9 protein-coding genes and 1 pseudogene are annotated in these 12,498 nt (G+C 48.1%); 8 read left to right on the top strand and 2 right to left on the bottom strand.

The window, feature by feature from the left end:
* Positions 1-18: 18 nt before the first annotated feature.
* A complete protein-coding gene (locus CMR00_04775) occupies positions 19-2,664 on the top strand; it encodes a hypothetical protein (protein ID PIO48435.1) in 2,646 nt (881 codons plus the stop codon).
* A 157-nt stretch (positions 2,665-2,821) separates the two neighbouring features.
* A complete protein-coding gene (locus CMR00_04770) occupies positions 2,822-4,150 on the top strand; it encodes a chaperone protein ClpB (GenBank protein PIO48434.1) in 1,329 nt (442 codons plus the stop codon).
* 79 nt (positions 4,151-4,229) lie between these two features.
* Here CMR00_04770 and CMR00_04765 read toward each other — a convergent pair.
* Both CMR00_04765 and trpB read right to left on the bottom strand, forming a co-directional pair.
* Positions 4,230-4,795: pseudogene (locus CMR00_04765) on the bottom strand (pseudouridine synthase).
* Positions 4,796-4,872: 77 nt separating this feature from the next.
* Positions 4,873-6,081, bottom strand: a complete 1,209-nt coding sequence (gene trpB, locus CMR00_04760; protein PIO48433.1) for a tryptophan synthase subunit beta — start codon at positions 6,079-6,081, stop codon at positions 4,873-4,875.
* Between the two features lie 177 nt (positions 6,082-6,258).
* On the opposite strand from trpB, the gene pyrF reads away from it, so the two are divergent.
* From pyrF to CMR00_04730, 6 genes are all read left to right on the top strand, one after another.
* A complete protein-coding gene (pyrF, locus tag CMR00_04755; protein ID PIO48432.1) occupies positions 6,259-7,083 on the top strand; it encodes an orotidine-5'-phosphate decarboxylase in 825 nt (274 codons plus the stop codon).
* A 51-nt stretch (positions 7,084-7,134) separates the two neighbouring features.
* The gene (locus CMR00_04750; protein PIO48431.1) at positions 7,135-8,751 is read left to right on the top strand and encodes a hypothetical protein; all 1,617 of its coding nucleotides are present in this window, start codon (positions 7,135-7,137) and stop codon (positions 8,749-8,751) included.
* The gene (locus tag CMR00_04745) at positions 8,700-9,173 is read left to right on the top strand and encodes a hypothetical protein (GenBank protein PIO48430.1); all 474 of its coding nucleotides are present in this window, start codon (positions 8,700-8,702) and stop codon (positions 9,171-9,173) included. The genes CMR00_04750 and CMR00_04745 overlap by 52 nt, the downstream gene beginning before the upstream one ends.
* 5 nt (positions 9,174-9,178) lie before the next feature.
* Positions 9,179-9,490 carry a hypothetical protein gene (locus tag CMR00_04740; protein ID PIO48429.1) on the top strand — a complete coding sequence of 104 codons (312 nt, stop codon included), beginning with the start codon at positions 9,179-9,181 and terminating at the stop codon, positions 9,488-9,490.
* Positions 9,491-9,602: 112 nt separating this feature from the next.
* Complete coding sequence (locus CMR00_04735; GenBank protein PIO48428.1) at positions 9,603-11,144, top strand: hypothetical protein; 1,542 nt, start codon at positions 9,603-9,605, stop codon at positions 11,142-11,144.
* On the top strand, positions 11,095-12,411 hold the full coding sequence (locus tag CMR00_04730; protein PIO48427.1) for a hypothetical protein: 1,317 nt from the start codon (positions 11,095-11,097) through the stop codon (positions 12,409-12,411). Before CMR00_04735 ends, CMR00_04730 begins: the two co-directional genes overlap by 50 nt.
* Positions 12,412-12,498 lie beyond the last annotated feature (87 nt).

Raw genomic sequence — 12,498 nt, 5'->3', positions numbered from 1 at the left:
CAAATAAGGAGGAAAAAGATGATCCTGTGGCGCCTTTTAGGAACCCTTTGCTTTTTCTTGCTCCCGCTTGCTGGTGCACTTGCACAAGAGCGTTTGCTGAACATTACCACTTCACCAGCTAAAGAAGGCGAGCCCTTCGAAGTGCGCATCGAGCCACCGCAAAATGTCTCCATCAGCCGTGCCATCGTGCGTTTCCGTGTCTATGGCACATCAGAGTATCGTATTGTGGAAGCGCAGCCTGAAGGCAATCGTTATGTGGCGCGAATTTCAGGCGAGGAAGTCGAACCGCCAGCCATTGAATTCTATGTCATTGCACAATTGACCGATGGCTCGCGCCTAACTTTCCCTGCACTCACGCCTGAGACAACACCAGCAAGTATAACTGTTATGCCAAAGCCTGAAAACGATCAGCTCATTCTCATTTCGCCAGAGCGTGGTGCCTTTATCTCGGAAGATGAGCTTGTGATCTCTTTCTCTTTCTATCGCATTAGCTCGAAGATTGATAGAAGCAAACTTCAACTGTTTTACGACGGCACAGATGTAACGCCTCGCGCAATCATCTCAGAGAATATGATTACCTATGTGCCAGATAGACCGCGTCCGGGCAGAAGCAAGGTAACGGTTGTAGCACGCGATAGTAACAATGTTGTGATCACGACCAATAGTGTAACCTTTACGGTCATCAGCCGCCTTGATGTGGGCAAGCCTGTACGTTCAGAAATAGAACAGCGAAAACCGCGCTTTACCTCACAGAATGCTGCGGAAGTGCGCAGCGAACGCATCAACGACTCGACGATTAACTATGCGCGACTGAATGTCAATTTTGATGCTACACTCGATTTTCTCAGCGTTGGGGCGCAAGTCTATATCACAAATGAAAATCAAGCGTTTCGTCAGCCAGCCAACCGTTTCCTTGGACGCATCGGTCTGCCTTTTGTAGAAGTCAAAGCTGGTGATGTGTTCCCTGAATACACCTATTACCTGAGCAATGGCGTGCGTGTGCGTGGTGTAGAATTCAACGCCACGCCCGGATTCATCCGTACAACCGTGCTGGTGGGTAACGCCGCAGATGGATTTGATGCGCAATTTGTCGGTGGCAGAGTTACGATTCCAGTAAATTCGCCCAATCGCTCCGACTCTATCACAGCACTCTTGCAGCGTGGGTTTGTGCGCATTGACTCGAGTGCAGCAGGCGAAACGTTCCAGCAACGAACTGCGCTGGGAGCATTCTCGCGTAATATCTTTGCTGCGGTTGCAGGTGTCAAGACTGATCTGGTCAGTTTCAACTTGCAAGTGCTACGTGGCAGCGATGACATTACAGGCTTAAACCGATTTCAAATTCTTCAGCGCGGTGTAGCACCACAGCAGAATGTCGCTATCGGTGCTGGACTAAAAGTGATCCCAGTGGCAGGATTAGCAGAAATCTTTGCCGATGTGGGCTTTTCACTAAGCAACCGCGACATTACTAACGGCAGTCTGACACCGCAGCAACTCGATGAACTTACAGGTAACGTAGGAGTTGCAGAGCGGCTGCAGAGCATTCCAATCATTGGAAGCTATAACAATCTGACAAACCTTATCACCATCAACCAGAACCTAACACCGCTGCTGCCGATTGACCTCTCTTCACTGGCATTTCGCTTCGGTGGTGAACTTAACATCAGAGAAATTGGCAATACAACACGCTTCGAGTACTTGCGCCAAGGCTCACAATTTAACTCCTTCGGTCTGGCATTTTATCTGCCCGACGTGCAAGGCTTTCGCATAAGCGATAGGCTCCGCTTGCTTGACAGCCGACTGATTTTTACGGCGGCATTTGAATCGCTAAGCGATAACTTGCTGCGTCAGCGCGACCGCGTGCTCCGCGTAGGTGGCACATTGGATGCAACCACCACACGCTCGCTCTTCCGATTCGGCGCTGCAGCCTTCCCCGGTAATCAACTGCCTAATGTACGCTTGGAAGTGCAATTTCAGGGCAATAAAAACAACATTGGCGCAACATTCCGCGACAGCGTCGAGGTCAATTCAATCATTCAAGTTGCCACACTAAGCGGACTTGCTCTGCAAAACGACAATACGACATTTACGTTCTTAGGCGATATTCAAAAAGCATTTGACCTGCAAAATCAAATTACGCTTACGCTGGGACTGACAGGAATTTTTACCAACCGCAACGACAACCGTGATCTAAGCCTAAGCCGAACAGATGTGATTTATTCACCGCTGGATAGCCAGCAAGTCTCACAAAATTTTTCAAGTCGTGCAATCGTCCTCTCAAGCAGTTTTGCATTTGCAATTCCGCTTCGGCTCAATGTCAATTTCACCAATCAACAAAGCGAATTTTTTGTTCTAGACCCCGCTCAAGCTGGCAGTCGACCTGCTCCACGGAAACAGACACAAACTTTTACCGCAATTGATATTGGTGTCGGCTATGCCTTTCTCAACAGCACACTCCGCCCGACCATACGCACTGCCCTAAACTTCGGTGATTTTCCGCGCACGCAATTAGGGCTGAACTTAGCCTACGATGTAGCACAGTCCGTCCAGCTCTCTGGTGATGTGGCAGCATTTTTCGTACAAGCCACAAATGTCAACGGCGTGGTTATTCGGGCATCAACCGATATTGTGGCGGCACTCAGGCTACAAGCTAATTTTGGCAACTAAAGCCTCAAGGCAGCCAAGCTAGCTTGGATTTAAACCTCAATGCGAGATTTTCGTAAATTTTGGCACCGTGTTTAGCGCAGCACAGGAAACAAGATCTGGTTCTGTGCTGAAGGTGCCTGCGCAGTTATTCTGAGTGAGAAGAAAGGGAGAAACGACCATGAACTTTAATCCGAACAAATTTACTCTGCGTGCGCAAGAAGCATTTCAAGACGCAGTAGATAAAGCAAGCAAAAATCAGCATCAGCAAATTGAGCCCGAGCACCTGCTCTGGGCGCTGCTCTGCAAGCGAGAAAATATCGCCTTTCAGATTTGTGAAAAGATGGGCGTGCAGACCGAAATGCTCATCTCAATTTTGGAACGCGAAATTGACCGATTCCCAAAGGTAACAGGCGCATCGGTCTCAGGGCAGTATCTCTCACAAAATCTTGCCAAAATTCTCGATGGGGCCTCGAGCATTGCGGAAAGTATGAAAGATGAATTCATCGGCTCAGAGCATCTTTTTCTTGCTATGGTCGAGTCTGCTCAAAAAGTAGGTCGCATTCTGACGGATGCAGGCGTAAGCAAAGACAAAGTGCTGCAAGCCTTGGCAACACTGCGTGGCTCACAACGCATCACCGATCCGAATGCCGAAGACCGATACAACGCCCTCAAAAAATACTCGCGCGATCTCAATGATTTGGCACGAAGAGGCAAACTCGATCCGGTCATCGGGCGCGATGAAGAAATCCGTCGGGTCTTGCAAATTCTTTCGCGCCGCACAAAGAACAATCCCATTCTTATCGGTGAGCCGGGCGTAGGTAAAACTGCCATTGCTGAAGGTATTGCGCAGCGCATCGTGGCAGGCGATGTCCCTGAAAACTTGAAGAGCAAACGCATTCATGCACTGGATGTTGCAGCACTCGTGGCAGGCACAAAATTCAGAGGTGATTTTGAAGAACGCCTCAAAGCAATCGTAAGTGAAGTGCAGCAATCCGATGGCGAGGTGATTTTGTTCATTGACGAAATCCACTTGCTGGTGGGCGCAGGTGCAACAGAAGGCGGCTCAATGGATGCAGCAAATATCCTCAAACCAGCGCTGGCACGCGGCGAACTGCGAGCAATTGGTGCGACAACACTTGACGAATACCGCAAGTATATTGAAAAAGACGCTGCACTCGAGCGCCGCTTCCAGACCGTATTCGTGCAAGAGCCAAGTGTGGAAGATACAATTTCCATTTTGCGTGGCTTGAAAGAAAAATATGAGATTCATCACGGCGTGCGCATCACCGATGCGGCTATTGTGGCAGCAGCAGAACTCTCAAACCGATACATCTCCGACAGATTTCTGCCCGACAAAGCAATCGACCTTATTGATGAAGCTGCCTCCAAATTGCGATTGGAAATCGATAGCATGCCAGAAGAGTTAGATAAAATCAACCGAGAGATTCGTCGCCTCGAAATTGAGCGCGAAGCCTTGCGGCGTGAATTAGAAGTGCGCAACACCTAACAAACGTTGCAGGCTGCAGATAGATGGTGCGCGCTTCGCTTGAAATGGTGAGCGCATAAAAATCAGCAACAGTGTTTATCTATGAGAAGACCTGTCGGCGCTCGTCAGGGGTAAGCACTTTCCATTGACCAGCAGGCAAATTGCCAAGAGCAAACTTGCCAATCTGGATGCGAATTAGGCGCAAGGTCGGATAGCCAATCGCAGCGGTCATCCTGCGCACTTGGCGGTTCTTGCCTTCGACAAGTTCAAGGGCAATCCAAGCCGTGGGTATGCTGCGTCGATAACGAATCGGCGGCACACGTGGCGGAAAGGCTGGTTCCACATCAAGCAAATACGCTCGGCAGGGCAATGTTCTATACCCTTGAATCACAACGCCGCGCTCCAGCTTCGAGAGTGCTTCAGGCGTGGGAATGCGCTCCACCTGAGCATAATACACCCGCCGATGCGCCGCTGTTGGGTCTAAAAGTTTTTTTTATTGAGATGCTTTTCATCAGAAAGTAGCAGCAGCCCTTCCGAATCAGCATCTAAGCGACCAAGAGGATAGACATTTTTTGGAAATCCGAACTCAGCAAGCGTGCGATGCGGCGACCCATCAGGCGTAAATTGTGAGAGTGTGCCATAAGGTTTGTGAAACGCAATCAGCATGTGCGCAAGCCTAAATCGGAGCGACGCTTTAACGAAGCAGAATAAGCCCCAGTTTCTCCTACATCATTTGCAACGCGCTACTGCATCTCAAAGTAGGTCATGATTGTGTTAAGGTCTTTATCGCCACGTCCAGAAAGGCAGATAATGAGTATCTCATCGTGTTTCATCTTAGGTGCGGTTTGAATTGCGTAATGAACGGCATGCGCAGTTTCAATTGCGCAGATAATGCCTTCAGTGCGCGCAAGTGTTTTGAGAGCTTGCATGGCTTCATCATCGGTAGCACATTCGTATTGAACGAGACCTAAGTCCTTGAGGTAGCTATGTTCAGGACCGACGCCCGGATAATCTAAGCCAGCAGAAATAGAATGTGCAAGTTCAATTTGCCCATCATCGTTTTGCAGCAGATACATCATGGCGCCGTGCAGAACACCGGGCTTGCCTTTGGTCAGGGTTGCCGCATGGCGTTTGTCTAAGCCTTCACCAGCAGCCTCTACGCCAACGAGTTTGACCTGTGGCACATCGTTCAAAAAAGGATAAAACATGCCCATCGCATTGGAGCCGCCACCCACGCAAGCTGTGATAAGTGTCGGCAGTTTTTCCTCGCGTTCCAAAATTTGCGCGCGAGTCTCTTTACCAATCACACTTTGAAAATCACGCACCATCATGGGATAAGGATGCATGCCGACAACTGAACCGATAATGTAAAATGTCTCATCAGGGTTCGTTACCCAGTCGCGGATGGCTTCGCTGGTGGCATCTTTGAGCGTACGGCTACCCGATGAAACAGGTACAACTGTTGCACCTAAGAGTTTCATCCTTGCCACATTTGGAGCTTGGCGCGCAATGTCTTCCTCTCCCATATAGACGACACACTCCAAGCCAAAGAGCGCGCAGACTGTTGCCGTAGCAACACCATGCTGACCTGCACCAGTTTCAGCAATAATCCGCGGTTTGCCCATGCGTTTGGCAAGCAGAACTTGTCCAATCGCATTGTTGATTTTGTGTGCGCCTGTGTGGCAGAGGTCTTCACGTTTAAGGTAAATTTTTGCGCCGCCAAGTTCTTCAGAAAGACGTTTGGCATAGTAAAGCGGCGTAGGACGACCAACAAAGTGCGTGAGCAAATCCTCGTACTCCGCCCAAAATTCAGGGTCAGCTTTTGCACGAGTATATTCACGCTCTAAGTCCTCGGCATTTTTGATGAGGGTTTCTGGGACAAACTTGCCGCCATATATGCCAAAGTGCCCGCGCGCATCTGGGGCAGCATAAGAGAAGGGTTGAGTGATCATAAAACTTCGTTTGAATCCATTCTTTTGAGAAATCTCTTGAAAGACATTTTTTTGAGTAAGCCCTGCAAAAGGTTACTAAACTAAACAGGGCGTGTTTTCCAAGCTGCTTTCTGAATCTACAAAGAGAAACGCAATCTCTTTGCAGCGATACAGCGCAGTCTTAACATCTTCAATAGCATGATTAAAACACGGCTCAATCAATACATCGCAGAAAAGCACTCATGGCTCTGTGTAGGTTTAGACCCCGATATGGAAAAAATCCCATCGCTGTTTTTGAACCGTGCAGACCCTGTACTGGAATTTATGCGCGCAGTTGTCAGAGCAACAGCAGAATGGGCAGTGGCTTACAAACCTAATTTTGCCTTCTACGAAGCACTCGGACTTAAAGGATTGCGTGCGCTCGAGGCAATAATGATGGAATTACCCAAGCAAGCAATCTCGATTGCTGATGCAAAGCGTGCAGATATTGGCAATACTTCGCGCCTATATGCAAAAGCGTTTTTTGAGACATGGGGTTTTGATGCCGTAACAGTGCCGCCGTACATGGGCTATGACTCGATTGAGCCATTTCTTGCCTATAAAGAGAAACTGAGTTTTGTGCTGTGTTTGACATCCAATCGTGGCGCAGAAGATTTTGAAGAGCGCAGGTTACAAAGTGGAAAGCGGCTCTATGAAGCTGTGCTGCATAAAGCAAACGAGTGGAATCAATTTGGGAATGTGGGGCTTGTAGCTGGGGCGACACGCACCGAAGCCCTGCACGAAATCCGACAAGCCGCGCCAGAGTTATGTCTCTTGATACCGGGGGTCGGTGCACAAGGTGGCTCACTGACAGAAGCCATACGCTATGGTGTCGACAAAGAAAAGGCGTCAGCTGTCATCAATATCGGTCGTGCACTGATTTATCCTGAGGGAGAATACAAGACTGTATCTGCCTTCGAGCAGGCTATAGCCAAAAGAGCAGAAGAGCATGTGCAGAAAATGCGCCAAGCCCTTTGCGATTAAAAGATGGCAAACTAACGCATCGCAAAAAAGCATTTTTCTTTACCGTGCATTTTGCGTTATTTGCGCGCTGTTTTAGCATCACCGAAAACAAGCATGCTGAGCGTCTATCGCAACATTTTCAAACACTACTTTATCCGCCGAACGTGGTTTCTGCTCAAAGAACGTCTTGCCCCAGAGCGGTACTCAGACACTGCGTTTTTTTTGCTCTTCTCTGGTGCACCAGCCGAGCCCGAAGCATTTTTGGACTCCTTTGTGCGCCGCACGCAATACAACTTCTTCTTTAGCGCTGCAAACCGCAAAGATTTTTTTTTGCAATTGCTCATGCGCCTGCATCCACAACAGGAACTTGTGATGCAAGCCGAAAAAATTATGCGCGGCAAAATTGCACTGCTGGGCACAGAACATCAATTTGAGCAGGAGTGGAACTGGCATTTGGATTGGAAATCAGGTTACACATTTGATGCCGCATCATTCTATGCAAACATCTTGCTCAAAACCGATGGTGCAGACATCAAACTGCCTTGGGAATTGTCGCGTGCAAGTTTCATCTGGACACTGGGCAAAGCCTATTGGACAACAAATCGCACAAGCTACAAAGACAAATTCATGGAGCTGATTGAAGACTGGCAAAAGAAAAATCCCTTTTGCTACGGTATCAATTGGCTTAATGCGATGGAAGTGGCACTGCGTGCTGCAAACTGGATTGCTGGGTTTTACTTTTTCTGTGATGACAAAAATCATACGCGCTTCTGGATTGACTACCTCAAAGCGCTGTTTCAGCATGGCATCTATATTGAGCATAATCTGGAATACACACGCCGCAGTGGCAATCATCTCATTGCCGATGCAGTAGGATTGCTCATGCTCGGATTTTTCTTCAAGCAAAGCGCGCGCGCTCAAACATGGATTACGAGCGCTAAAAAAATTTTAGAGGAAGAAATTCTGGCACAAACCTACGACGACGGCATGGATTACGAAATGAGTCTGCCCTATCACGCTTTTGTAAGTGAGATGTTGCTTGCAGCGTTCATTTTAGCGCGCCTGAACAAAGCGCCTTTCTCGGAAGCCTTCAAAGCGCGGCTTGAGAAAATGTTCGAAGTAATGCTCTACTGCTTAAAACCTGATGGAACACTGCCGCTTATTGGCGATAGTGATGATGGCAAACTGTTTTGGTTCAATGCAGAAAGTGATTACAACGCACAGCGCGACCGACTGGTAACAGCCAGCATCGTGTTTCAACGTAGCGATTTCAAAGCCGCCGCAACAGACTTTTCTGAACATGCGCTGTGGCATTTGGGCATTGAAGGATGGGAAAACTTTCAGCGCATGGCGTCAGATACAGCGCCGCTGACATCAAAACTATTGCCAAAAAGTCAATTTGCAGTGCTGCGCTCCAAAAACATGCATATCGTTATCGATGCAGGCGAACTTGGCAAACATGGCTGGGGTGGGCATGGACACAACGACACGTTCTCCTTTGAACTTTGCTGTAATGGCGTAACCTTCATTACCGATTCAGGTACCTACTGCTACACATCTGACAAAGCACGGCGCAATCAATTTCGCTCCACGCGCGCACACAATACAATTATGATTGACGGCATAGAACTAGCTGAATTTGTCAGCCCCTTCAAAGTGAGGCGCGACCGTACCAATCCAAAATTTTGAAATGGCTGTCTTCACACGAATGCGATGACCTGCTCGTTGAACATAGCGCATATACCTTCCTTGCCAACCCCATAACGCATCGGCGAAACTACACGCTAAATAAAACGAAAGAGACATTTCAAATAAGCGACATGCTTCTGGGAAAGGGGCAGCACCGAGCCGAGCTTTATCTACACTTTGCACCAGACATTCAGGTCAGCAAGCAAAACAGAGAACAATTTATGCTGCAACATCTGGAAAGCGGCACTCAACTCGTGTTGCGCATAGACAATGTAGAGCATGTATATCTTGAAGACAGCGAAATTGCCCCGCGCTATGGAGTTTTACAACAGAGTAAGCGACTGAGAGCCGAAAAAATTTTCTCGAACGAGGCGCAAATTCAACTGACCATTTCAACCGAGCTTGAGAGAAAGTCTCTGTAAAACCAATGACTGTTCCTACGTGCGCTTTAGCATCTCGTTGTATCCGTTTCTTCTGCTTACTGCTTAGTCTTTGGCTTGCTGCCTGTCGCACATCTCAGGTGCAAATAGGCAAAGGTGATGCACCGCTGTCTGACTCGCTTAGCCTTGCACGCCCAACTGATGCGCTTGACAACAAAGATACTGTAGCCATCAAAGCAGATACGCCAGGCAAAGTGCAGGATACGCTGCAAGAGGCACGCACTTCCTTAGAGCGGCAGAAAGAAAAGACCGCACAACCCGACACTAGCCAACCGCAAGAAAAAAACGCAGCAAGCTGATAAAAAGCAATTAGACACACTTCAAGCATCGGCGCCTACTAAGCCAAGCGGGAAACAGGAAAAAATTCGAGCGCAAACTTTATCGAAAGACAGCGATACGGCACGTCGACTGGTGATTCAAAAGCCGACGGAAATACTGCGCGAAAAACCTTTACCGCTGCGAGAACAACGCCAAGTCGATCGCACCAAGCGTGCGGTAATTCTGCCGCTGCCTGCACCACAAGTGAGCTTCGTTGCCGATAGCATTCGCCTCGGCATCCAACCAATTGGACGAAGCATCTTCGGTAAAGCCACACTCGAAATCATCGATTCGCTTGAGTTCATTGAGCTCGCCAAGATGCGTGAAGGGGAGTTGGATACAATTGTCTTTTACAGTGCAAAAGATTCCGTCGTATTTGATTTGGAGACAAAAGAAATCAAACTCTATGGCGACACTAAAATTGACTATCAAGACTTTAAACTGTTAGCCCCCGAAGTGGTGATGCAGCCTGAAACCTACACGATCACTGCAAAGAGTGTGTATGATCAAAAGGGAGAGCCGATTATCAGTCCAAAGTTCCGTGATCCCACAGGTGAATACGACGCAGAGACCATGTCCTACAACTTCAAGACAAAGCGCGGTAAAGTCAAGTATGTTGAGACGGTCATTGACAACGGAATTTACCGTGGGGCAACAATCAAGCGTCAAGCAACTGGCGAGCTCAATGTGCAAGATGCATTTTACACCACATGCAATCATCCTATTCCACACTTCTTTTTCTATTGCAGGGAAATGAAAATCATTCCGGGCGATAAAGTCATTGCGCGTCCTGTGGTGCTCTATGTGGAAGATGTGCCTGTGTTTGCATTGCCGTTTGCATTTTTCCCAACACGTGCAGGGCGTTCGTCAGGCATCATTGTACCGCGCTATGGACGAGACAATTTCAAGGGGTGGAATCTGGCGCAGGGCGGTTACTACTTTGCAATTAGCGATTACCTTGATGCGCGCATTGTAGGCGATATCGGTTTTCGTGGCAGTTGGCGTCTGGGCGGTGCATTGCGCTATGTCAAACGCTATGACTTCCAAGGTACAATTACAGCAGAATTCGAGCGCCAACTCTTCAACGAAGCTATTGACCCAGATTTTAGGCAAAACGACGTGTGGAACCTTGGCATTCAGCATACACAAAACTTTGACCCCACGATGTCGCTTTCGGCAAACCTGAATTTTGTAAACGGTAACCAATTTAGTTTGCAAACCTTTAACCCTCAGAATATCTTGAGCCAGCAAGCTACATCGAATGCTACATTCCAAAAGACCTTCGGCGAAAACGAACGCACAATAAACATCGGCTACCAACGCACACAGAACCTCAGAGAAACAAATCTCACCAATAGCGTAACACTCAGTTTCAATCAAATCCAATTTTTCCCATTTCGTCCAAGAAAAAGCACAGGCAGAGGATTCTTGGAACAAATCGGTCTTGCACCAAACCTGACAGTGAGCGGTAGCTACAACAACACGGATACGACATTTTCAGCGACCGCTAATGCAAGTACCCAGTTTGGCTTTAATGTGCAGCAAGAGATCGCGCCGGGGATTGCAATATACGCTCTCGACGAATGTGTCTGTCTCAGGACAATATCAAAATGCACAAAGTATCAGGCAGTTTAATCCTGACCGTGAAAAGTCGGGGGTGCAGATTCAATATCCGATTAACTTTTCGCTGGTCTTACCGCGCTACACTACAAGTTTCAACTTCGGCTTGGCACTCAATACAAACTTGGTCGATCGCACCATTACAAAGTTTGTCAATCCTGCAACACAGCGTGATACCACCGTGGAGATACGCGGCTTTACAGGCTTTACGACCTACTCATTGTCTGCCGGTGTCAGTTCACGGCTCTTCGGTATACTCTTTACGCCGTTTCTTGAAGACTTCATTGGCTTAAAGGCGATTCGGCACACCGTGCAGCCGAATATCTCATTTGTCTTTAGCCCCGATTTTCAGCGCCCAGAATTCGGTAACTTTGGCACATTTATCAATGCGCAAGGACAAGAGCAGCGGTTTAATCGATATGAACGCTCACTCTTTAGCAGCGTGCCGGGCATCAGTCAATCCATCAACATTAGCTTGCAAAACATTTTTGAAATCAAGGTTGCAGTGCTGGACACCACGAAAGCCATTGATGACCCAGCACGCAATGAAATGGTGGTGCAAGCCCTAAACTTAGGCTTAAGCACTGGTTACAACTTTGCAGCACCTGAATTTAATCTTGCACCACTTTCACTTAACGCACAGAGTAATACACTGGCACCCTTACTCTCACTAAACGCCACAGCAGCATTTGATTTTTATAGTTATGATGAGCAGACGGGGCAGCGTGTCAATCGATTCTTGTGGAACGATGGCAAGGGCTTTCTTCGCCTAACGCAGGCTTCGTTACAATTCTCAACGAGCTTAGCAGGGCAGCGTCAGCAAAATCCTGAACGGCAAACCTTTGCAGATACCACGCAGCCGCAACTGCAAAACGCCAGTGCAACCATCTTGCCAAACGATTTAGGCGGGCTAGCACTCGGACGCAATGTCGACTACGATATTCCTTGGAACTTGTCGCTGAATGTGAATCTGACCGCCTCGCAGTTTAATGCAATTCAACCACTTGAACTGGATGCAACACTGAGCGGACAACTTGCCATTACGCCAACACCAAATTGGAAAGTCAGTGCCACAGCATCCTATTCAGTGCGCGAACGCCGCTTCCTTGCCCCACAAATCCAAATCAATCGTGATTTTCATTGCTGGGAACTTAGTGCAAACTGGATACCGATTGGACAGTTTTCAAGCATCTTTTTGCAAATCAATATCAAGGCACCACAGCTGCGCGACATTCGCATTGAACGGCGTGACACGCCGCAGAACATCTTCTTTTCACCCTAATGTGGTCGTATTCATGCCTATAGCGCAAGCCTACAATGAAGATGCGCTTGCAAAGTGTATTTTTGCATCGGTCAATCTAACTTGTAA

Origin of the sequence: [Chlorobium] sp. 445, assembly GCA_002763895.1 — a bacterium.
Lineage (GTDB): Bacteria > Bacteroidota > Chlorobiia > Chlorobiales > Thermochlorobacteraceae > Thermochlorobacter.
The sequence above is the reverse complement of the archived record's forward strand: the minus strand, read 5'-3'. Positions and strand labels throughout refer to the sequence as shown.

Coding starts and splice junctions, on each gene's coding strand:
- CMR00_04775 (PIO48435.1), top strand. CDS start 19: ATGATCCTGTGGCGCCTTTTAGGAACCCTTTGCTTTTTCTTGCTCCCG.
- CMR00_04770 (PIO48434.1), top strand. CDS start 2,822: ATGAACTTTAATCCGAACAAATTTACTCTGCGTGCGCAAGAAGCATTT.
- trpB (PIO48433.1), bottom strand. CDS start 6,081: ATGATCACTCAACCCTTCTCTTATGCTGCCCCAGATGCGCGCGGGCAC.
- pyrF (PIO48432.1), top strand. CDS start 6,259: ATGATTAAAACACGGCTCAATCAATACATCGCAGAAAAGCACTCATGG.
- CMR00_04740 (PIO48429.1), top strand. CDS start 9,179: ATGACTGTTCCTACGTGCGCTTTAGCATCTCGTTGTATCCGTTTCTTC.